This window comes from Edaphobacter aggregans DSM 19364 (assembly GCF_000745965.1).
GTDB lineage: Bacteria > Acidobacteriota > Terriglobia > Terriglobales > Acidobacteriaceae > Edaphobacter > Edaphobacter aggregans.
In genome coordinates this window covers 68,417-91,180 of the sequence record NZ_JQKI01000021.1, presented here as the reverse complement: position 1 = coordinate 91,180, position 22,764 = coordinate 68,417, and the positions used below count along the sequence as shown (strand labels likewise).

Genomic DNA, 22,764 nt, shown 5'->3' with positions numbered 1-22,764 from the left:
CGTCCTCAAATCATGCATCGCATAAGTATGTTTGACCTCGTACAGTATGTTTGACCTCGTACGCCCGGGCCCTGACTCCACTTCGAAAGGACCGAGTGATCATGTTCAAGCGACTTTTGATGACCTGTGCTGTGGCCGCTGCAGTGAGTCTTCCGGCCCGCTGCTTTGCAGATACGATCACCTACATATCATTGATGAGTGGCGGCGGCGAGGTTCCTCCGAACGCCTCGCCCGCGACCGGAACTGCCCTGTACACGCTTACCGGCGACATGCTAACCATCGATATCACCTTCTCCGGCCTGATCGGTGGACCGGCATCGGCGGCGCATATCCACTGCTGCGCATCCCCCGGTACGAATGCACCGGTCTGGGTACCATTCGACGGATTTCCGAACGCAACCTCGGGAACGTACACCAACACGATCGATCTCTCAACTTTTGCCTTCAGCGACGGGGGAACAGAGGCTGCCCTTATCGCCGGTATGAACAACGGAAGCGCTTACACGAATATCCACAATGCCGTGTTCCCAGGTGGAGAGATTCGCGACCAGATCATTGCAACTCCGGAGCCGGCAACATTGCTCCTGCTGGGAACCGGAGCGGCTGCGGCAATGTCCTTTGTTCGCCGTCGCCTGCGCGTCTGACGTATTGCGGCTGACATCCAGAACGGTAACGCTCTCGCATCTCCATTTTTTATTCACGACCGCCTCGGTTAGGAGTAACGTGAGACCAGCGGAGGCTTGGCCACATGGAACTGAAGCAGGACTCGGAGCGTGCAGACAGGCAAATCGTTGCGGCAACCCCGGAAGAGCTGGCGGAAGAACAGAAGCTGATCCGGCGGATGCAGATGATGATGAACATGGTGATGCAGGTGATCGCGCAGGACGCGACGCTCACCGTCGATGAGGCGTCGCAGATGATCGCCGACTCACGCAAAGCCGCGCTGGCCATGTTTCCTGGCAAGGAGTTGGCCTACGACCTGATCTGGAGACCGCGCTTCCAGCGCCTGATGCGCGAGCGCTTCCGCATCATGTAGTTGTTACTGCGCGCCCTTCGCTGGGGCAGCGGCTTCAGGAACGGGGAGCAGCAGCCCAGAGAGATCTCCCTCAATCAGCAGAGGTTGCTGCTGCGGGCCGTAGCTCTTAAGAGTCGTCTCCTTCGTGTGAGTCGGCGGCATGCTGTTCTTGCCATTGGAGATCTCCTCCCGCGAGACGTCCCGCGCGTTGGCGACTTTCAGGATATAGCTACCCTCGGGAACAAAGTCGAAATGGAACATCGAATCATCCTTATCGACCTTGGTGGAAAACGCCTCCGAGTTGTCATCCGGATAAAGAAGAACCACAGTGCCGGCGCTGACGACGTGCCCGGTACGCGCCTGAACGATGCTGCCGGTTACACTGTGAAGCTTTGAGAGCGGAATGACCATGTCCTCGCTCGAGTCATCTTCACCATCGTTGAGCTTGATCAGCTTGGCGTCGCGCCTGCGAGTCTCGCTCCCGGAGTAGATCTTGATTCCGAACTTCGTCCCGCTGGAGCTTGAGCCGCCACCGTCGAAGAGGTAGTCCGTGTATCGTTCAAAGACCTGAAGGCTGGCCTCCAGCATGTATTCCCCTGCGGGGAGGCCAACGATGCGATAACGGCCCAGATCATCGGAACCGCCGCCATCCCGGATAGGCACGCCAATCCATTTCCCTTTACCATCCTTGCGCAGAACGCGAATCTGAAGTCCGGGAGCAGGGCTCCCATCGTCATAGCGAATATAGCCATTGATGGAGGCGCCGCGCCTTAACCGCACATCGACGTTGCTCACCCGGTTAGGATCGACCGCGACCGCCGGCAGCACACTCGCGATGAACTTTTGCATCTCGAGCGAAGGACGGATGAGATCCTCGCGGTTCAGTTGCGCAATAGGAGAGACATAACCAGGGTACTGTACGACAACGTAGTAGTATCCGGGTGCCACGTGCGGAATGGTGAAACTGCCGTCGAGTTGCGTATCCACCGGCGTAAGCACAGGGCGGCTGACCGCCCGAGAGGACGTTGGCGGTTCAGAGGCGTCTCCGATCGGCAGCAAGGTCACAACGGCAAGCCGCGCCGGCAGGTTGTTCTCGCATGTGATCCGTCCGGAGACGGAGCCGTACACTGGCTTGGGCAGATTCTGAAGGGACGTTTGCGCAGGCTCCTGGCCCATTGCGGCAAGCGCAACCATGGAGAAAGCAGCAAAACAAGTTCGCCAAAACATAGAGTTCCTCCGGTGGCAAACAGTCTAGTCTAGCGCACGGAGCTCAAGGAGTTTCAACTTCTGACATGCGATAGGCTGAAGCTATGCGCATCCGTCTCGCGACACTGGAGGACATACCGTCGCTGGCATTGCTGGTCCAGCGTGTTGTGCCGTTGATGCGCGCGACCGGAAATCTGCAGTGGGACGAGAACTATCCCAACCCAGAGGTCTTCGCGCGCGACGTTCAGCGCGGACAGCTGTGGGTGGCCGAGATCAGCGGAGCCATCGCTGGAGTGGTCGCTTTATCCAGCGATCCCGAGCCAGACTACGTGCAGGCAGATTGGGACGATACCGAGCCCGCCCTCGTGGTGCATCGTCTTGCCGTCGATCCCCAATCCCGCGGAGCCGGCGTTGCGCGGGCGTTGATGCAGCAGGCCGAGAAGGTGGCCGCAACACAGGCGCTTCCCGTCATTCGCGTGGATACCAACGTCGAGAATCAGGCCACACAGCGGCTCTTCCCAGGTCTGGGCTATCGCTTCGCCGGCGAGATTACACTCAGGCTGCGACCGGGGCTGCGCTTCTTCTGCTACGAGAAGCGTCTCCCAACATCGTAGGCGCTCATCCCTTGAGAGCCACCCGATCCAGCTCTGCGCGCAACCGTTTGTTCTCCTCTTCTAACTCAGCGAGTCGCTGGCGAACCGGAGCCATCACTTGAACAACCTGCTCTTCCGTATAGCGCGGAGTAATGTACTGCTGGCAGTTCCAGTCGAAGGCCTCAATGCGGACGACGATGGCGCGTTCGGCCAGCGGGCGCACGCCAGGGCCGCTGAGTTCGCCAATGAGCGTCTGGGCATCGGCTCCCTCGCGAACCTCGGCATGTCCCAGAATCTTCAGCCGACTGCACGTCGGGTAATCCATCAGGAATAGAGCGACACGATCATCGTGCTCGATGTTGCCGAGGCTGATGTACTGCCGGTTGCCGCGGTAGTCGGCAAAGGCAATCCTGCGATCGTCGAGAACGTGAAGAAAACCGGGTTGGCCGCCGCGGTGCTGGATATACGGCCACCCTGTCTCGCTGACCGTCGCCATGTAAAGGGAGTCGCGAGACAGAATGAATTCGCGCTCCGCCTCCGTGAGAACATCGCCCGCCTTGCCGAACTGCTCGGCGCGCTCATACTGCTGCCGGCTGCCCCGCAGGGCCTGCTGCTTCTTGACGAGTGGCGTAAAGGCAACGCGAGCGAAGCTGCGTCCCATGATGAGACTCCTGTCCGTCCTGACTGATTCGTGCGGTGCCCGGTGCGATGCGGCGTCTTCTGGACCGCGCGTGCGTCGCTGCCCGCCCAATCAGTATCCCCGCTCCCCATTTGATGTATTCTGCGCAACCAGGTCACAAACAAAGAGCCGCCCCGCTCTTCGCAGGACGGCCTCGATTCGGATTTGAGGTTCGTCAGAACGCCTGCGCTGACAGCTGCGCATCACGCGAGAAGTTGGCCGGTATCAGCGAAATGGGTGCTCGCGTCAGGGAGCCTGAGGAGGCCCATTCAACGGTGCCCGTACTGGCGACGCCAGTCCGACGACCTCCGTAAGTATGTTACTGCCGAAGTTGGTGATCCAAAGGTTGCCGCTTGCGTCCACAGCAACTCCGTAGGGAACGAGCATACCGGCATCGGCCAGCCAGCCCCCAGCCGGCGAAAGAATCTGTCCAGGCGAAGCACTGGCAGATCCGGCCATCTGGGTCAGCGTCGCACTGGCGGCTCCGGTCACATTGCGGACGCTGGCCACCCAGACTACGCCTGCGCCATCGATCGCAATTCCCTGCGGCTTCAACACGCTGCTCGCCGAATAACCTGCTGAAATGATCGAGCCCGTCGACGAGAGCAGGCTGATGCTGTCCCCGTAGAAGTTCGACACCCATACATAGCCGTGTTGATCGACGGCAATCCCCTGTGCCCCATTGCAGCAAGAGATACCACTGGTCTGGGCTCCATCGGCGGAGATGCGCGTCACCACTTCATCGTTCTGGTTGCCAATCCAGCCGTTGTGATTCGCATCGATGGCAACCGAGGCCGAAAAGGCAAGAGTCGGGGCCGTGTAACCGGATGTTCCTGACAATGGCGCTCCTGTGCTCGAGAGCAATGTCACGTGCGCGTTGCCAAAGTCCACCACCCAAGCCGTGCCATTGGTATCGATGGCGATGGCAACAGGATTGTAAATCCCGCCGGCGGTGAAGCCATCCGCTCCCGATATAGCCTGTCCGGCCGAATTCAGCACAGTGACCGATCCAAGTGTCTTGTTCACGCTCGATGGGCTGTCTTCATTCGGAATCCAGACGTTGTTCTGGCTGTCGATCGCGAGACCGTAAGAGTGGTACAAACCAGAGCCCGTAATGCCTGGGGCAAAGACCGGCGAGCCCGTCGGCGTAAACTGTGAGGCGACTCCTCCAAAGTAGCTTGCAACCCAGATGTTCCCCTGGCCGTCGACGCCGACGCCAGTGGGGCCGTTCATTCCGCCGCCCGTAAAGTTGATCGAGATCGTCCAGTCGGACGGAACGCTGGAGAGCGCAGGTGAGAATGCAGTGCTCGCGGTCGACTGCGTATAAAGACCGGCGACATTGTTGCCAGCGTTGCGCGCAAGGCTAAGAGCCGCATCGAGCGTATTCGACGGCGACGGCGAACCCGTTACTGTCACATTCTGAAAGAGCTTGTCGCAGGGATTCGCCGAACCCGGAGCCGCGGTATACGAAACACACGTATTCAGCAGCCTCGCCAGCGCGTTGACCTTCGGCGCAGGAGACTTTCCGGTCGATGGAAACCCTGTTCCTGGCGACTTCCCGGCCGCCGGATCTGCCAGATTGGCAGCCGTCGCAAACGCGTTGGCCAGTCCCTTGGCGTTGGTCGCTGTCGCTCCAATGCTGCCTCCGGAGCCGAAGAACTGCGACAGCGCCCAAACTGTCGCAACCGTAGTGACCTCGTTCACCGTGAACTGTGCCGTCGTACTCGTCGACAACTGGCTGCACGCGCCCATCGCCGTGGCCAACGCAATCCCCGCATTGGCCGGCGCCGAACCCACCTGTCCCCCACGGGCAATCAGGTACAGCATCGACGAGGTAGAGGCGCAGTTCAGCCCCGAAGTGATGGTGAACGCCCCACTCGCATCCGTCGTCACCGGAGAGGCGAGCAACGCCGTCGCCGCCGAGCCATTGCCCGTCGTCCCCGCCGCGTATACCTGAACGCTTGCTCCAGAGATCGGCTGTGTGCCGGCGAGCACTTTACCCGAAACCAGCAGCGATGGCGCTGCGGGTGGCGTTGGCGGTGTTGTGGTCGGCGGCGTCGTGGTCGGAGGTGTCGTCGTGGGAGGGTCAACAGCCGTCGTCCCAGTACTGCAGCCGGTCAACGGCACAACACCGGCAAGCGTCACAGCAAGAGCCAGTGCAGCAGCGCAAGGTCGGAGCGTCATTCGGTAGCCTGTCGCCATTGCGGCTCGCTACCTCCGCCTGTATGGCTGCAAGAGAGCATCGAGATCGGCCGCAGACAGGAACTCGGTCATATCCGCAGACAACTTCACTCGCGCCACCTCCGGCAGCATCGTCGTATCCAGCGTCTCTGCCTTCAGCAGAATGGGAATAGGACGCTGCGGATCCTGTGAGAACAGAGCATGAGGATCGGGCTTGCTGTACACAAAGCCGAAGTGTCTTCGATCGTTCGAATACTCGCCGCACTTCGATCCGCTACAGATCGTCGTCGCCTCAAGATATTGCACTGCGCCGTTGTTATACAACGCCGCGCTGAAGCCGACGGAGACATGGTTCGCCATCTCGACCGTCAGCTGATCGCGCCAGAGCGGATCTTCTCCGCGCGCCGAATGACAGATCAGTGTGTCGTGCGAACCAAGCACCGGCGAGACGCCCAGCGAGATGTGCGTACCGCCATCGGCGGGCGCATACTCGGCCCAGTGGAACAACAGCGGACCAGTAACGAGGGTCTCATTCCATGTGCGAACCAGCGAATAGCCGCCAATGCGCTCGGGAAACGCACCAGGAGAGGTTGGGCTGGTCCTCGTCTGCGCAGCATCGCCGCCAATATCGTGCATCACTGCGCGAGCGGTCCCGTAGCAGCCAAACACGGCTATCATGGCCATCACTGCAAACCGAATCCGCACGAACAGCCTCGATCCCTGAGAGGGCTCCTCCATCTCCTGCGTTTCGGGTGCCGCACGCCGCGTGGAGTCTCCAAACCTCCGAACGACGTGGAAGAGAAGAAAGGTCGCTCCCAGAAAGAGACACCCACCAATAATGTAGTCGGCCAGCTTCGCCTTGTTCTGAAGCCACGTGAACCGCAGCGCGATGATGTAATAGATCACCAGCAGGCAGAGTCGCGCAAAGTTGAAGACATACCCCAGCAGAACCGCGCCGGCAACAATCGAGGCATGCACGTACCACCGGAACCGGTAGACGTATCCCGCCACCAGGGAGATAAAGCCCATCGTCACTGCTCCGCGAATGCCATTGCAGCCCGGAGCGATGAACATCCCGAAGTTTGGCGTGAACATCAGCCGCATCTGGTCCGGCGTCAGAGGCTGGCCCAGCGCCATCGCAAACGCTCGCGCGACGTGCGCCGAGACCCGCTGCAGCGGCAGGTCGACAAAGACGTTGAAGATGTGCGGAACCGGATTGACGAACCACATCAGGATGATCGGAAACAGCGCTGCGCGATACAGCTTCGTCCCCCCAAACAGCAGGACCACACCCGACACATACGCAAACGCGACCAGCGAATGCGGAGGGAGGTAGATGTTCCACTGTGGCGAGAGAACAAAGATCAGAATCGCCTGATCGCGAAGATGCACAGCGGCGATCGTAACGGCGAGGATGGCCATCCCCCACCAGCTTCCATTCATCTCCCAGCCCAGCGACCGCCATGCGCGAAGGATCAGGATGAAGCTGACCAGCGGGATCATCATCCCGATCGACTTCAACGCGTCCGTCGTCCACATGCCCCATAGGAAGAGTGCGGTCGATCGGATGCTCGACAGGCCGAGCACCGCAAGACCAGCCGCCAGTCCCGCAGCCTGCGGCGGCGAGAGCCTGGTAGCCCACGACGAGAGTTGAGGGCGAAGGTCAGTCGCCGGAATAGTTGACATGCCGATCCGTAGAACAACGTGTAAGAGCGGAGAGATTGCCCCGCGAGTTATTTCGAGGAGTCGCGCCGAATCTTGATCCGCCCGCGCGCCGAGGCCAGAAACGCGCCCGCGGAGCCCACCACAGCGAGAATGACAGTTGGGTTCTCCGGCGAGTCCGTGCAGTCGCCGTCCGTGATGATCGTTCCACCTTGTGCATGGAGCGGGAGGGCTGCCGAAAGGAAGAGAGTAAGGCCGAGAATCAGGAGTGATTTCTTCATGGTGTCCTCTTCTGGGAAACTATCGGTGCACCAATTCAAAGTCAACGCACATTAGTGCTTGTTTCCTAACACTTTTGTGGGGTATATCGCCCCGCAATCGCATGCCTGACCTCACAGACCTCAACGCATCTTGCGTTTGCCAGCATGAACGGACTGAAATTCACCGCTCCGCTTCCTGCGGCGGCACGACAGGCAAAGAAAACGCCGGAGCCCACTGATTCAGCGCACTCCGGCGTTTAACGCTTAACGGTACCGAAACCGTCACGGCCTCGTATTGCTCTCAAGCCACTGATGCAGCCCCGGCTCCTGCGCCTTGCGAAGCTGCACACAGTCGTTAATGTTGTCGATCGCCTTGGCCAGCGTGCGCTGCGCCGCATCCACTTTATGCGTCCCAAAGAAGCTCACCACCTCGTCCCGCTTCTCCACCGAGCAGAACGACCCCGCCGCAGCCACAATGCGCGCCCCGGAGGCCGTCGTCATCTGCGCATGGACCTTATCCCAGTTCTGCTGGACATAGCTCCAGGCCTGGTCGCGTGTATCTCGTCCGCCCAGCAGAATCGCGATCGGAATCCAGCTGTCCTGGTTCCTCACCTGGCCTGACACCGCATAGTCCAGCGTTCTCGTCACCAGCTCCGGACTCCGGAAGTACGCCAGTGTCCGCAGCGCCTCCGACTGCAAGCCCGGATCGCTCGGGTCTTTGCTCGCCGCCAGTACTTTTTCGTACAGCGCTGCATCCCCATGTGCCGCTGTCACGGCAAGAGCCGAGTCGGTCAGGATCGGATCGAGCCCTTTGTCCCTCCGCGCCCCGTCAGCAAACGAGCGATCGGTCAGCTCCTTTGCCTCGGCCAGCACAGCAGGATCCTCGGCCGCGCCAAGAACCTCCATCAGCTCCGCACGAAGCTCCTGCCGGTCGTACGATTCCCCGTGGACCGGATGCCCCAGCTCCGCATACACCGGCCCAAATTCGCGCCGCAGCACGGCAGCAAGCTGCTTCCGGTCCTCATCCGTAGCAATGCGCGCGTCGATCGACTTCACCTTGTCGAGCGCCGTCTCCATCACAAACCCGTTCGGATCGCTCTTCAGCGCCAGCACAAGCTTCAGATAGTCCCCCACCGTTCCCTGGCCCGAGCGAACCAGCGCCCAACGATCTCCAAGCAGCCCAATCCGCTCCGGCGGAGTCAGCGACATCTCAGCCTTCGCCGTAATCGCCTCCAACTGATCCCTCGTATACGCCGTGCGGTAATAACCCTTCGCCCCCGCATTCGCATAGAAGAACGGAATCTTCACATCCGCAGGAACCGGGACCGCCGCATCCCCAGAATTCACAACCCGGCAGACAGGCTTTCCTTCCGTCTTCAGGCAGACCGGCAGCGTCCAACGCTGCTGCTTATCTCCTCCTGCCGTTGCCGAAAGAAAGAAGCGGCTCTGCGCGACAGGAGCCCCGCCCGCGACCTGCTGCGAGAACGTCAGCAGAGGCACCCCCGGCTGCGTCACGAAGCTTTGCATGATCTTGTCCACCGGCTGATGCGAGTTCGCCGTCTGCGCGTTCCAGAAGTCCTCCGCCGTCGCATTCGCATACAGATGCGCCGCAAGATAGTTGTGCACGCCCTGCCGGAAGACCTCCTCGCCCAGGTAGTGTTCCACCATCCCCAGCACCGCGCCGGCCTTGCCGTACGCAATGCCGTCAAACATCTCGTTGATCTCGCCCGGCGTCTCCGCCTTCGCGCGAATCGTCCGCGTCGTCTTCTGCGAATCGAGGTTCAATGTCTCGTCCAGGTCGCGCGCATCGTCCTGCGGAAAGTTCCACTCCGGCTTCCACTTCGCCACCGGCTTCGACTCCATCCACGTCGCAAAGCCCTCGTTCAGCCACAGGTTGTCCCACCACTGCATCGTCACCATGTCGCCGAACCACTGGTGTGCCATCTCGTGCGCCACCACAATCGCAACGCGCTTCTTCGCCGGAATCGCACCCGTCTTCTCATCCACCAGCAGGTCCGTCTCGCGATACGTAATGCAGCCGAAGTTCTCCATCGCGCCCGCCTCAAAGTCCGGCAGCGCAACCATGTCCAGCTTCGGCATCGGATACTTAATCCCGAAATACTTGTCGTAGTACGGCAGGATGTACTCCGCGCTCTCCAGCGCAAACTTCGTCATCTCCACCTTGTCTGGAGTCGAGCACGCACGAATCGGCACGCCATCCGCCTTGCCCGTCGTACACTTGAAGTCGCCCACCAGAAACGCCACCAGGTACGTCGACATCTTCGGAGTCGTCGCAAACTTCACCGTGTGCTTGCCCGCAACCGGCCCCGGAGTATCCGAAACCACCTGCGTATTCGCAATCGCATTGTCGCCCGCATCGATCACCAGCGCGATGTCATAGGTCGCCTTGAGCGCCGGCTCGTCAAAGCTCGGATAAGCCCTCCGCGCATCCGTAGGCTCAAACTGCGTCACCGCATAGTTCCGCGCCTTCGTCTTCGAAAGATAAAACCCGCGCAGCTTGTCGTTCAGAATGCCCGTGTAGCTGACGCTGAGCGTCACGTTGCCGGCGGGCAGCGACTGCGCAAATGTGAACGTCGCCTGCTCTTTCTCCTCATCCAGCGAGACCTGCGCCGTCTGCGCACCTGCCTTTACCGAAAGAAACTTGATCTCCGCCGCATTCAGCGTGATCGCCGTCGTCGGACGACCCAGCACAAGATCGATTGTCTCCTCGCCAGCAAAGGTCGCCGCCTTCAGATCAGGCGTCAGGACAAGAGAGTAATGCTCCGGGTGAACTCCGCCGGGAAGGCGTTGAGCCTGAACAGCAGTGATTGTGGTGAAGACGAAGGCAAAGGCCAGGACTGAGGAACGAACAACCGCTTTCAAAGTCATACTCTTCTAGCATACGCAAACGCCCTTGCATCCCGGGATCCACCCACGAAAACCGTCAACACGACTGCGTATTTTGTGACGGACAGAGGCCACTAGACGTGCTCGATCTTGCGATCATTCACCCTCATGTCTCCCGATAGTCGAGCAGAACCACTCCCACAAGCACAAGACACACTGGCCACACATACGAGGCGATCCTTGCGTCACGTTTTCCGGGCAGCCGTAGTTCCAGCCAGCGGCTCCAGCCAGCCATCGCGCCCAGCAGGGCAACAGGAGTATGGCTCAGTTCCGTCAGCATCTCTTCCTTGATGTTTCCCAGCGCGTGCGAATGAGTCAGCAACAAGGCGCCTCCGGCAGCACATAGCAGCGGAAACACATAGGAAACCGCACGCGACCTGAACCGCCCTGTCTCCACCGCCCACTCAAAGATCGCGAATGCCGTAATCAGCAGCGCATACATGCGATGCTGCAATACATCCGGAGAGGAAAAGCTGGCCCAGAAGGATCGAGGACCGAGCGGCCAGTTCTCCGAATCCGCGCGCAGCACGATGAACACCGCCAGCCCGATAAATAACAGAGGCCAGTGCTGCGCCCACTTGAACCGCTTTGAACGTGCCATCAGCGCCAGCAATCCGGCAGCCAGCACGATCAATCCGGCCCAGTGGTGGTTGTATTCGCTCCATGCACGATCATTCGCATCCTGCTCCGATCCAGAACTGAAAACAGACTTCTGAATTGCAACCTGCATCGAAGAAGCCGGCGCCAAGGCCGCAAAAGGCGGACTCGTCAAGCGTGGCTGCACCCAGCGCATGCGCTCTAGGATCTCGTGGCCTGTCAAACGGTCCCGAGTCAGGTCAACAGCAGGCGGCTGCGACGTGAGCGACGCCGCCGCAAGAATCGCCGTAAAGCCCAGGCCGATCTCTGCTTCGCTGAAGCGCCGCAAACGCACCAGCAAAGGAGCAGGTGCGCGCTCAATCTGCCGCACCAGAAAGAAATTGCCCGCGCCCATTCCAAGAATCAGGAGCAGCAGATACGTCTTGGCCAGGAGCATGACACCGTAGGTTGTTCCATACACCCCCTGCCAAGAGCCGATATAGAAAACAGCCATTCCAACTCCGCCGAGCACGAGCACAGAGACAGAGGCAATCGCCATGGTCGAAAAGCGGCGAACATACCGTCCGGCAGCCCCATGGCCTTCCTCACGGCGCAGAGCGATCAGCAGAAACGGCATGGCACCGATCCACGCCGCGGCGCCCACGTGATGCAACATCGTGAGGGCCAGCAGAATCCCGCGATGATCAAGCCGCGCCGCGGCATGGCTCATCGCGACCGACGCCAGCAACACCAGCAACGCGAACGGCGCACACGCAAATAACCTCCAGCGCGACTCGGAGCGCATCAAGAGAAAGAGCGCCAGCGCGCTCACCGACAGCAGAATTCCCCAGTAAAAGAAATCAGCGGTGGCCACCTCGCCAAAGGTGAAGCCGGAACCGCCGATGAGAATAGCTGAGCTGGTAGCGATCGCAAGGACCTCTACACTGGCAAGCGCCAGCGCGAACCGACCCACTACGGTGCGAAGCCTCCGCACTGTATCGGAAGCAATTCCCCCCGGCAGCGCCACGAGCAGGAGAAACGCCACGCCGCCGACAGTCAACGCCTCCAGCGCCAGCGATGCAGCTCGCAACAGCACGGAGAGCAGGTCGAAGTCTTTGAGTAGCCAGATCACAAGAAAGTACCAGGATCAAGAAAGAGGCTATTGAACCACAAACGGAATCTCACCGCGCGTGATGTGCCCATCGGCTGCAAGCACCTGCCAGCGAATCGTGTACTCGCCCGCGCTCAATTTCACACTCTCTGCGGCAAGCGAATCGGCCGCGTCCTGCGGCGCAAGCGTCAGCATCCGAACCTGTCCACTCGGTTCCACCAGATACAAACGCGAGCGAGTGCCATCAATGCGCGAATTGAACTTGAGATGGACCGTCATCTCCGGCCCTTTCACCGTCGCATGGGCCGATGGTGTCGATACCACCAAAACCGCATGTGCCAAGGCAAGCCTCGGCGCAAGTATGATCGCGAATGAAACTACAGCAAGCAGTGAACGCCTTGCGAAAAAACGAATTGCCTTCATACGTCCTCTTTCGATTTCGATTTCAGGAAAGCTGTACTGACTCCGCCCTCTCCGAGCGCCCGCACAACTCCGCCGCACGCGCCTCCGCATACGCCGCCGCACCCAGCAGGGCGCACGTGTCATCCAGGATCACCCGCACAGGAATCGACTGCAGCAGCGGCGACATCCGCCCCTTGTCCATAAACGCCTGCATGAAAAATCCATTCTGCATCGTCTTCAGCCGCTTCGGAGCGATCCCCCCGCCCAGGTAGATCCCACCCGTAGCCAGCACCTTCAGGGCAAGATTGCCCGCTTCCGCCCCATACGCCGAGGCAAAGATCTTCATCGTCTCAAAGCAGATCGAACTCGACCCATCCTCCGCACACTCGCCGATCACCACATTCGGGTCTTCGCCGGCCATGCGATTACACAGCCACTTCGGCTCATCCATCTTCTCCACATCGCACAGAAACTCGTAGACGTTCTTGATCCCCAGCCCCGAGACCACGCGCTCAAAGCTCACGCGTCCATTCAGCCTGCCGTGTAGATACTCCAGCAGAGCCACCTCTCTCTGCGTCCGCGCTGCAAAGTCGCAGTGACCGCCCTCCGAAGGGATCGGTTGATGCGTCTTGCCGTCCCATATCAGCAGCGCCTCGCCCAGCCCTGTTCCCGCCGAGACCAGGCCCCTGTGCCCCACGGCATTCTCATCGCCCTTGTGCAGCGTGTAGACCATCTCCGGCGCCAGCTCCGGAATCCCGTAGCCATTCGCCTCAAGATCGTTGATCAGAAAGACGTGTTGAATGGAAAGCAACCGCGACAGATCGCGAACATCCAGCGTCCATGGCAGGTTCGTCAGCTTCAGCCGTCCGTTCCGCACTGGCCCCGGCACGCCAAAACATGCCGCCAGAATCTCCTCCCGCTTCGTCGCGGGGCTCTTGTCATCGCCAGCCAGAAATGCGTTCACCACCGCATCCAGCGCCGCAAATTCGTGCGCAGGAAACTTCTGATCGCGGATCGGATGCAGCCGCCCGCCGGAGAAATCATAGAGTGCCAGGTGAACCTTCGTTCCCCCGACGTCGCCAGCCAAAATCATCTTACTTAAGCTCCAGAATTCCGGTCGAACCGCCATCTGCCGGTGCAGGAAGCTTAGATGCTGCCGCCGCATCCAGCAAGAGCGTCAGCTTTCCGCTCGCCGGACGAATGATCTGCGAGGGATACGTCTCCGGCTGATACGGCCCCAGCAGAACATCGTGCAACACCTGCGCCTTCTTCTCGCCCTCGATCAAAAACGCCACCTCCCTGCCCTGGTTGATCACCGGCCAGGTCAGCGTAATGCGCCACGTGTCCTTCTGCGGCACATGGTTCGCCACCACGATGTGGGTCATGTCGTTCAGAGCCTCAGTGTGCGGAAACAGCGAGGCCGTATGACCATCGTCCCCCATCCCTAGCAGCACCAGGTCGAAGGTCGGCGTCTCCGCGCCCTCCAGCCGAAAGCCGTTGCGGATCGCAGCCTCGTACCGCGCCGCCGCCTCCTCCGGCTCCAGTTCACCTTCCATGCGATGAATTCGCTCCGCCGGCAGTGGCACCTTCGACAGCAGCGCCTCCCGCGTCATCCGATAGTTCGACTCCGGATCATCCGGCCCCACGCACCGCTCATCCACCCAATATAAGTCCAGCCTGTCCCATGGCACCTGCTTCACAAACGGCTGCGAAGGATCGGCCAGCAGCGCGAACATCGCCTTCGGCGTCGTCCCTCCCGAGATCGCCACCCGCGCAATCCCACGCACACTCGCAGCCGCCGCAGCAGCAGAAGCGAACAACTCAGCAGCAGCCTTCGCCACCTCTGCCGGTGTCGAAGAGATGCAATACGTAACAGTCACAGGACGCGGCATGGTCTTGAGTCTCTCGAGTGAAATTCCTTCAGTACACGAAAAAGCTCCCGACGCCAGACGCCGGGAGCCTCTTGTTTGAATCACAGCTTACGCCACTTGCGCCCCTCAGACTCCAGCAGCGCATCCGCCGCCGACGGTCCCCATGTCCCCGCTGGATAGTTCGGAAAGTCCTTCACCGGATTCTCCGCCCACGCCTTCAGAATCGGCGTCATCAGCGCCCAGGTCGCCTCCACGCCGTCGCGATGCGCAAACAGCGTGCCGTCGCCCAGCATCGCATCCAGCAGCAGCCGCTCGTAGCCATTGGCTGACGACTTGCCAAACGCATCCGCATAGTTGAAGTTCATCTGCACCGGCGCGATGTCCATGCTCGGCCCCGGCAGCTTCGCTCCAAACCGCAGCGAGATGCCCTCATCCGGCTGAATCCGCATCGAGATCAGGTTCGGCTTGATCGCGCTTGAGTCATGGCACTCGCCGCCCTTGAACAGAAGCATCGGCGGTTGCTTGAACTGCACCGTAATCTCCGTCACGCGCTTGGCCAGCCGCTTGCCCGCGCGTATGTAAAACGGCACGCCGGCCCAGCGCCAGTTCTCGATCTCAAGCCGCAGCGCAGCGTACGTCTCCGTCTGCGATCGCGGATGCACACGATCCTCCTGGCGATATGCCGGAACCGGCTTGCCGTCCACAATGCCCGGCCCGTACTGTCCACGCACCGTGTCGGCGGGATGAATCGGCGTAATCGCCCTCCACACCTTCACCTTCTCCGCGCGAACCGCGTCTGCCTGGAACGACACCGGCGGCTCCATCGCAACAAAGCTCAACAGCTCCATCACATGGTTCTGCACCACATCGCGCAGGGCGCCCGCCTGCTCGTAGAACGGCCCGCGGCCCTCGATCCCGATCGACTCTGCCGCCGTAATCTCCACGTGGTCGATATAGTTCCGGTTCCACACGTTCTCGAAGATCCCATTGGCAAACCGGAACACCAGGATGTTCTGCACCGTCTCCTTGCCCAGGTAGTGGTCGATGCGGAAGATCTGGTCCTCGTTGAAGACTTTGTTCACCTCATCGTTCAGCGCACGCGCCGAATCCAGATCGTGCCCGAACGGCTTCTCGATGATCGTCCTCACCCACGGAGCCTTGCCGCTCGCGTCCGGCTCCGGCTGCGCCATCTCATGCTCGCCCAGGAACTTCACAATGTCCGAGAAGTACTCCGGCGCCGTCGCTAGGTAAAACAGGCGATTCCCGCGCGTCTTGTACTTGCCGTCCATCTCGGCCAGCTTCTTCGTCAAGCCCTCATATCCCTTCGCATCGTCGAAGTTCATCGCGTAGTACTGAATCCGCTCCACAAACGGCACCAGCTTCGGATCGTTGTCCTCCACGCCGCCGCCCGCGATGATGCCTTCCTTCATGTCCGGAGCGAAGCTCTGCTCGAGCGTCCGCCGCGCCACGCCCAGCACCGCGAAGTCCTGCGGCAGAAGGCCGCCCTGCTGCAGGTGATACAGCGCAGGCAGCAGCTTGCGCTTCGTTAGATCGCCCGACGCTCCGAAGATCACGACGATGCACGGGTCCGGCGTGCGCTCTGCATTCCTCGCTGCAGACTCAGTATCCGGTGAGACTTGAACTTGTGTAGTCGCCATATCGTACTCCCTTCAAAACTCCTGAAAGTTAGGCCTTCTTGACCTCGTGACCGCCAAAGGCGCCGCGCATGATCGAGATCATGCGATCCGTAAAGTTGTTCTCCTCGCGCGACCGCAGCCGGCGAATCAGCGACTCCGTAATCACCGGCGCAGAAATATTCAGGTCGATCGCCTCCATCACCGTCCACCGGCCTTCGCCCGAGTCCGGAACCCACGCCTCCAACCCCGCCAGCGTCGGATTCTTGTCCAGCGCATCCGCCGTCAAATCCAGCAACCACGACCGCACCACCGAACCCTTCTGCCAGATGTGCGCAATCTGCGTCAGATCGAGATGCAGCGGCTCCTTCGCCTTCATAACCGAAAAGCCCTCCGCGTACGCCTGCATCAGGCCGTACTCGATACCGTTGTGCACCATCTTCACAAAATGCCCCGAACCCGAAGGCCCCACATGGCCCCAGCCCTCCGTCGGCGAAGGCGCCAGCGCCTGAAAGATCGGCGTCAGCCGCTCCACTGGAGCCTTATCGCCGCCGATCATCAGACTGTAGCCCTCCTTCAGCCCCCACACGCCGCCGGACGTCCCGCAGTCCACATACTCAAGGCCGGTTGACTTCACCTGCGCATGGCGCCGCTGCGTGTCCTTATAGTTCGAGTTGCCGCCATCGATGATCGTGTCGCCCTGCGACAGCAGGCCCTCCAGGCTCTGAATCGTGTGGTCCACCGGATCGCCCGAAGGAACCATGATCCAGATCGCACGCGGCGCCTGCAGATTCGCCACCAGCTCCTCCAATGAAATCACGCCCAGCGATCCGTTCGTCGTCAGCTTCGCCGTGGCCTCCTTGTTGAAGTCGAAGCCGACCACCTTGTGTCCGGCCAGCTTCAGGCGCTCCGCCATATTGAAGCCCATCTTGCCGAGTCCAATGATTCCGAGTTCCATCATCCTTCCTTTCTTGCTAGACGGCGATGCCGTGTTGAGAATCCTTCGCGTCCATCAGCGCACTCGAACCAGAACCAACGCCTGCGCCGCCCAAATACCTCACGAACCGCAGTCTCACTGTCCCGGAGGAAAATCCGCGCCCACCGTCACCTGCTCCCAGGCGGCAAGCTCCCTCTGCCACTTCTCAATCTTTTCGCGAACCCGCTTCAAAGCTCCCGCTCCCAGCAACAGCCGCAGCGGCGGATTCTCCTCATCCACCACCTGCATCATCGCGTGTACCGCCTTCAGCGGATCGCCCGGCTGCTTGCCGTCCTGGTCCTTCAGATAGCGCCGTGCGTTGCCCGCCGTCGCGTCGTAGTCCTCAATCCTCTTCGCAGCCGCAACACCCGACCGCCCCAGAAAGTCCGTACGAAAAGGCCCGGGCTCGACAATCGTCAGCTTGATCCCCAGCGGCGCCACCTCCTGGGCTAGCGCCTCTGACAATCCCTCCACCGCAAACTTCGTGCCCTGGTACAGCCCCCATCCCGGCCCCGCCGTCAATCCTCCGATCGACGACAGATTCAGAATGTGCCCGCTCCTCTGCCTGCGAAGTTGCGGCAGAAACGCACGTGTCACGCGCAGCAGTCCGAACACATTCGTCTCGTACATCGGCGAAAATTCAGCCTCGGAGACCTCTTCGATCGCGCCCAGCACGCCATATCCAGCGTTATTCACCAGCACATCCACGCGACCAAAGCGCTCCAGTGTCTTCACCACCGCGGAATCCACCTGCTCCTGCTTCGTCACATCCAGTGGAAGCGCCAGCGCATGACCCGGATACTTCCGTTCCAGATCGTCCACCTGTTCCACCCTGCGCGCCGTCGCCACCACGTTGTCGCCGGACTTCAAGACCTCTTCCGCCAACAGGCGGCCAAACCCGCTCGAGCTTCCCGTGATAAACCAGGTCCGTGGATTCTTCTTCTCTTCCATGCTCTCTCCAGAAAGCTGACTGCGCATTCGTCCTGTTATCCAGTCGCCCCGCCTGATCCAGCGCTCTTGTCTGTACGTGCTTTGGATGCTCGCACCCAGTGGCTTGATGCGCTCCCCAGGGCAAAACAACGGGCGAGGAAGATATCCCTCGCCCGCTCTTCTTACTTCTTCACCAGCTTCTTCGCCTCTTCGACCACATGCGCCACGCTGATCCCCAGCTTCTCCAGCGCAATCGATCCCGGGGCGGAAGCGCCGAACCGGTCAATGCCGATCACGCCGCCGTTGTGGCCGATGTACTTGTACCAGCCCATCGTCGCGCCGGCCTCTACCGCCAGCTTCGGAGTGTTCTCCGGGAACAGCGAAGCCTTGTAAGCCGCGTCCTGCTCATCGAACAGCCGGAAGCTCGGCATCGAGACCACGGTCGCGTTGATGCCCGCAGCCTTCAACTCCTCCGCCGCCTTCATGATCAGCGAGACCTCCGAGCCTGTCGCGATCAGGATGATGTCCTTGCCCGAGTTATCCAGCGCATACGCGCCCTTCCTCACACCCTCGTTCACCTTGTACTTCGCCGCGTCCAGCACCGGAAGGTCCTGCCGCGACAGCGCCATGAAGCTCGGGCTCTTGCGCTCGAGCGCCAGCTGCCAGCACGCCGCCGTCTCGTTCGCATCCGCCGGACGAAAATCCGTGAGGTGCGGAATCAGCCGCAGGCTCATCAGGTGTTCGATCGGCTGATGCGTCGGTCCGTCCTCGCCCAGGCCCACCGAATCATGCGTGAACACAAACAGCGAGTGGGCGTTCATCAGCGCCGACATCCGGATCGCCGATCGCGCATAGTCTGAAAACACAAAGAACGTCGAGCCAAACGGAATCAGCCCGCCATGCGCCGCCATGCCGTTCACCATCGCGCACATACCAAACTCACGCACCCCGAAGTACACATTGCGCCCCTTCGGGTCCACATGGAAGTTTCCTGAGTCCTTGAAGATCGTCTTCGTCGAAGCCGTCAAATCCGCCGCGCCGCCAAACAACTCCGGCACCACGCCCGCAATCGCGTTCATCACCACCTGGCCCGCGTTGCGCGTCGCCACCGGCTTGTCCGCGGGGAACGAAGGAATCTTCTTCTCCCAGCCAGGAAGCAGCTCGGCCTTGATCACGCGCTCAAACTCCGCCGCCGGCTCCGGATACGCCATCTTGTACTCGACGAATCCAGCCTCCCACTCGGCCTTCACCTTCTTGCCCTTCGCCTTCGCCTCAGCCCAGTGTTTCGCGGCCTCCTCGGGCACGTAGAACGTCTTGTCCTCAGGCCAGCCGAGATTCTTCTTCGTCGCCTTCACCGCGTCTGCGCCCAGCGCCTCGCCGTGTACCTTGCTCGTCCCCGCCTTCGGGCTGCCGTATCCGATCACCGTGCGAACCCGGATCAGCGAGGGCCTCGTCGTCTCCGCCTGCGCCGCCTTGATCGCCGCCTCGATGGCCTCCAGGTCGTTGCCGTCGTCCACCATCTGCACATGCCAGTGGTAGCCCCGGAAGCGCTCGCTCACGTTCTCGGTAAAGCTCAACTCCGTCGGCCCATCCAGCGAGATCAGGTTGTCGTCGTACAGCACAATCAGCTTGCCCAACCCCAGCGTCCCCGCCAGCGATGCCGACTCGTGCGAGATGCCCTCCATCAGGTCGCCGTCGCCGCAAAGCACATACGTGAAGTGGTCGATGATCGCGTGCCCGTCGCGGTTATACACGGCGCCCATGTGCTTCTCCGCCGTGGCGATACCCACCGCCATCGCAAATCCCTGTCCCAACGGGCCGGTCGTCACCTCCACGCCCGCAGCCTCGCCATACTCCGGATGCCCCGGCGTGTGCGATCCATACTGGCGGAACTGCTCCAGCTGCGACATCGGCAGCTCATACCCCGACAGATGAAGCACGCTGTACAGCAGCGCCGAAGCATGACCGTTCGACAGCACAAACCTGTCGCGGTTGATCCACTTCGGGTCCGAAGGATCATGGTTCATCAGCTTGTGATACAGCAGGTAGGCAATCGGCGCGCAGCCCAGCGGAGCGCCGGGATGCCCCGACTTGGCCTTTTCCACCGCATCCACGGCGAGAAAACGGAGAGCGTTGATAGAAAGCTGGTCTATCGCATTCTGCTGGTCGATCTCAATCTGCTGTGTGCTCATTACTTTTCCTTTTCCTCAGAGCGCGCAAAAAGTGCGCGCTCAATCTTGGTGTTTTCTCGTTTCAAGACATCCGCTTCAGTGTACAGGGACCGGCTGCATTACTGCATTCCCAGTCCTTTCATGTGGATGGCACAACCGTGACCTCTACATTTCTTCCCAGCCAGCGGTCCGGTCCGCCCTCGCCCGGCCACGCCAGCGTAAACACAATCACTCCAGCCTGCTTCGCGCTCGTCGCGATATCTACATACGAACCCGCCGGACCCACCATGTTCGCGATCGTCTGGTTCACCGTCGCCCAGTTGTCCGTCGAATACACCACGCGAAAATGCCCCGCATCCACGATGCGCAACGTATATCCCGCCCGGATCCGCGTGATCGGACGGGCCTCCGAATAGATCTCGTGATGATTCTTGAACCGCCGCTCCCCCTTCTGAACCGCGTATCTCTCTTCCACAATCGCTATCCGGTCGAAGACTCGCCCATCAGACGCCGAGCGCAACAGCTTCAGATACTCCGAGTGCGCCCACACCAGCGGCTGCGCCGCTCCCGCCGACCGCCCCAGGTGCAGGCTCTCCGAAGGAATATCTGGCGCATCCCATATCTGCTCCGGCAACATCCCGCCCTTTGAGCTGAACCGCTCCATCGCCGTAATCAGCAATTTGTAGTCCCCTCCCGCCGCCAGCTCGTAGTGCGCCCGTTCGCCCGCCAGCAGAGGCCACGCCCGCCCCTGCCCCCATCCTTCATACGCCCCGCCGTCCTTCTTCTGTCCGTAGCCGTCGTGGTTGTAGCGCCGCCAGCACGGCCCATACGGCGTCTCGACCTTCAGGCTGTGATCCACCACCTTCAGCGAGTCCACAATCAGCGGATCGTCCGCCCGCCGGATCCCATACCGCACCAGCTCCAGAAACCCCGCATCCACCACCTCGCACGCCTGAAACTCATACTTCTCCCCCGGCTCCCGGTTCGCAATCCGGAACGACGCCTCCGGCACCGACGGATCGTGAAACGGCTCTCCCGCGCACGGCGGCCACACCCGCACATAATGCCGCTTCACGTCACTCAGCAGAATCCCGTCGTTCGTCGTCGTCCAGTCATCCAGATGCGCCTCGATCCAGTCCGCATACGACTCCAGAAACCCGCCCAGCTCCGTCGCCCCATGCGCCCGCGCAATATCTGCCGCGCAGATCAGCCCCGCGATCACCGCCGCCAGCGTCGACGGCGAGTACCCCGCCGTCTCCTCCCACCGCTCCTGCTGCGTAATCGGCGCATACTTCACCAGAAACGCCGCCGCCCGCTCCACAAACGGAAACACATTGAAGCTTCCCAGCCCATTCAGCTTCCACAGCCGCCACGCCAGGATGATCGGAAACGCCACCTCGTCCAGCTGAATCCCCTGCCAGTACGGCGTTCCATCAATCCAGAAGTTTTGCGCGAAGCTCCCGTCCGGCCTCTGCGTACACGCCAGGTACACCAACGCCCGCAGCGCCGTATCCGTCCTCCCGCACGCCAGCAGCGCCGACGCCGTCTGCACCATGTCCCGCGTCCACACCAGGTGATACCCGCCTAAATCCGAGTCTCCCTTCGACGCGCCCCACGGGATCGACGCCGAAGCGATAAACGCTCCCGAGAACGTCTTGTCCTCATGCGTCAGCAGAACGTTGTGGCTGATCCGCATCAGCGTCCCGCCATCGGTCGCCGCCGCCGCCAGCCGCTCCGGCGAAGCCGCCCTGCTCCACTGCAGCAGAAACCGCTTCAGGTGATCGACAAACGGAGTCGCCAGGCTTTGCATCATCCCCGCCAGCGCCGCATGCGGCCCGTCGCCAAACGCGATCGCCAGCGTGAACTCCCGCTTCCGGCTGATGTCGATCTCTCCCATCACCGCGACATTGCCATCCAGCGCGCTCCCGAACTGCCATGTCATCCGCATGTCGTCGAAGAGGTCCTGGTACCCGTCGCTTGCCCCCACATACCCACACGACGACCGCGTAAACCCGCAGTCCGCACCCATCGCCAGATAGGTGCGGTTCTTCCACGCCATCAGGCTTCGCTTCCCCGCGACATCCACGCTCCGCGCCGAGTTCCCTGCCCCACCGCCATCCAGATGCGGCGCCAGCAGCGCATAACACTTCATCCGCGACAGCAGCTCCTCATCGCCCTCCACCTTCACATGCATCAGCACTGTCGGAAAGTGCGGGTTCGAAAGGATCACCTTCGTCACCTTGTAGCGTCCGCCCCGGTCTCGAGACACCAGCCGCACCGCCAGCGCATCGCCGTCCACATATTCGAACGCGCATTCGAGATCCCGCTTCTCTTCATGCACAAACGTCTCACCGTCGGTGAACAGCAGCTCCATGTCCCGCGTCTGCGGACGGTCGATCGTCGGGTAGTAAATCTCGTTCAGCGTCCCATGCGACAGCGTGTACCACACGCAGCTCGAGGCCGAGTACGCTGTCCCCACCGCGTCCTTCCGGCTCGACGTCCATCGCGGCTCCAGCCCCGGGGCCCCAAAGGCCGCACCATCATCATCCAACCAGCGATAACTCGTCGAAAGATCACTCATGATTGTCAT

Annotated in this window: 18 protein-coding genes; 3 read left to right on the top strand and 15 right to left on the bottom strand. The window is 61.0% G+C overall.

Translation table 11 applies throughout. The features are described from left to right. Positions 1-101: 101 nt before the first annotated feature. Both Q363_RS11060 and Q363_RS11055 read left to right on the top strand, forming a co-directional pair. Positions 102-644 carry a CHRD domain-containing protein gene (locus Q363_RS11060; RefSeq protein ID WP_051978649.1) on the top strand — a complete coding sequence of 181 codons (543 nt, stop codon included), beginning with the start codon at positions 102-104 and terminating at the stop codon, positions 642-644. Between the two features lie 104 nt (positions 645-748). Beyond that, positions 749-1,036, top strand: coding sequence for a hypothetical protein (locus tag Q363_RS11055; protein ID WP_035350086.1), 288 nt, complete (start codon positions 749-751; stop codon positions 1,034-1,036). A gap of 3 nt (positions 1,037-1,039) precedes the next feature. On the opposite strand, the gene Q363_RS11050 is transcribed toward Q363_RS11055, so the two are convergent. Then, positions 1,040-2,242, bottom strand: a complete 1,203-nt coding sequence (locus Q363_RS11050; RefSeq protein ID WP_035350084.1) for a carboxypeptidase-like regulatory domain-containing protein — start codon at positions 2,240-2,242, stop codon at positions 1,040-1,042. Between the two features lie 83 nt (positions 2,243-2,325). On the opposite strand from Q363_RS11050, the gene Q363_RS11045 reads away from it, so the two are divergent. After that, complete coding sequence (locus Q363_RS11045; protein ID WP_035350082.1) at positions 2,326-2,835, top strand: GNAT family N-acetyltransferase; 510 nt, start codon at positions 2,326-2,328, stop codon at positions 2,833-2,835. Between the two features lie 4 nt (positions 2,836-2,839). On the opposite strand, the gene Q363_RS11040 is transcribed toward Q363_RS11045, so the two are convergent. The 14 genes from Q363_RS11040 to Q363_RS10975 form a co-directional block, all read right to left on the bottom strand. After that, positions 2,840-3,475: a pyridoxamine 5'-phosphate oxidase family protein gene (locus Q363_RS11040; RefSeq protein WP_035350080.1), complete on the bottom strand. Its 636-nt coding sequence runs from the start codon at positions 3,473-3,475 to the stop codon at positions 2,840-2,842. 264 nt (positions 3,476-3,739) lie between these two features. Next, complete coding sequence (locus Q363_RS11035; protein ID WP_035350077.1) at positions 3,740-5,695, bottom strand: NHL repeat-containing protein; 1,956 nt, start codon at positions 5,693-5,695, stop codon at positions 3,740-3,742. Positions 5,696-5,704: 9 nt separating this feature from the next. After that, positions 5,705-7,360, bottom strand: a complete 1,656-nt coding sequence (gene xrtJ, locus Q363_RS11030) for an exosortase J (RefSeq protein WP_245632160.1) — start codon at positions 7,358-7,360, stop codon at positions 5,705-5,707. A 47-nt stretch (positions 7,361-7,407) separates the two neighbouring features. After that, positions 7,408-7,617, bottom strand: coding sequence for a PExPT-CTERM protein (locus tag Q363_RS11025; protein ID WP_035350076.1), 210 nt, complete (start codon positions 7,615-7,617; stop codon positions 7,408-7,410). Between the two features lie 261 nt (positions 7,618-7,878). After that, a complete protein-coding gene (locus Q363_RS11020; protein WP_035350073.1) occupies positions 7,879-10,485 on the bottom strand; it encodes a M1 family metallopeptidase in 2,607 nt (868 codons plus the stop codon). A gap of 124 nt (positions 10,486-10,609) precedes the next feature. After that, the gene (locus Q363_RS11015) at positions 10,610-12,211 is read right to left on the bottom strand and encodes a copper resistance D family protein (protein ID WP_051978648.1); all 1,602 of its coding nucleotides are present in this window, start codon (positions 12,209-12,211) and stop codon (positions 10,610-10,612) included. Between the two features lie 27 nt (positions 12,212-12,238). Continuing rightward, positions 12,239-12,532 (bottom strand): copper resistance CopC family protein, encoded by a 294-nt coding sequence (locus Q363_RS42010; RefSeq protein ID WP_169746964.1) that lies wholly within the window; start codon positions 12,530-12,532, stop codon positions 12,239-12,241. A gap of 103 nt (positions 12,533-12,635) precedes the next feature. Continuing rightward, positions 12,636-13,685 (bottom strand): glucokinase, encoded by a 1,050-nt coding sequence (gene glk / locus Q363_RS11005; protein WP_035350069.1) that lies wholly within the window; start codon positions 13,683-13,685, stop codon positions 12,636-12,638. A 1-nt stretch (position 13,686) separates the two neighbouring features. Then, complete coding sequence (gene pgl / locus Q363_RS11000; protein ID WP_035350067.1) at positions 13,687-14,484, bottom strand: 6-phosphogluconolactonase; 798 nt, start codon at positions 14,482-14,484, stop codon at positions 13,687-13,689. 80 nt (positions 14,485-14,564) lie between these two features. Beyond that, a complete protein-coding gene (gene zwf / locus Q363_RS10995; protein ID WP_035350065.1) occupies positions 14,565-16,121 on the bottom strand; it encodes a glucose-6-phosphate dehydrogenase in 1,557 nt (518 codons plus the stop codon). A gap of 28 nt (positions 16,122-16,149) precedes the next feature. Then, positions 16,150-17,097: a phosphogluconate dehydrogenase (NAD(+)-dependent, decarboxylating) gene (gene gnd / locus Q363_RS10990; RefSeq protein WP_483782889.1), complete on the bottom strand. Its 948-nt coding sequence runs from the start codon at positions 17,095-17,097 to the stop codon at positions 16,150-16,152. A 72-nt stretch (positions 17,098-17,169) separates the two neighbouring features. After that, on the bottom strand, positions 17,170-18,024 hold the full coding sequence (locus Q363_RS10985; protein WP_035350061.1) for an oxidoreductase: 855 nt from the start codon (positions 18,022-18,024) through the stop codon (positions 17,170-17,172). Between the two features lie 161 nt (positions 18,025-18,185). Beyond that, positions 18,186-20,195: a transketolase gene (gene tkt / locus Q363_RS10980; protein WP_035350059.1), complete on the bottom strand. Its 2,010-nt coding sequence runs from the start codon at positions 20,193-20,195 to the stop codon at positions 18,186-18,188. A gap of 118 nt (positions 20,196-20,313) precedes the next feature. Next, on the bottom strand, positions 20,314-22,755 hold the full coding sequence (locus tag Q363_RS10975) for a glycoside hydrolase family 15 protein (RefSeq protein WP_035350122.1): 2,442 nt from the start codon (positions 22,753-22,755) through the stop codon (positions 20,314-20,316). Between the last annotated feature and the right edge of the window lie 9 nt (positions 22,756-22,764).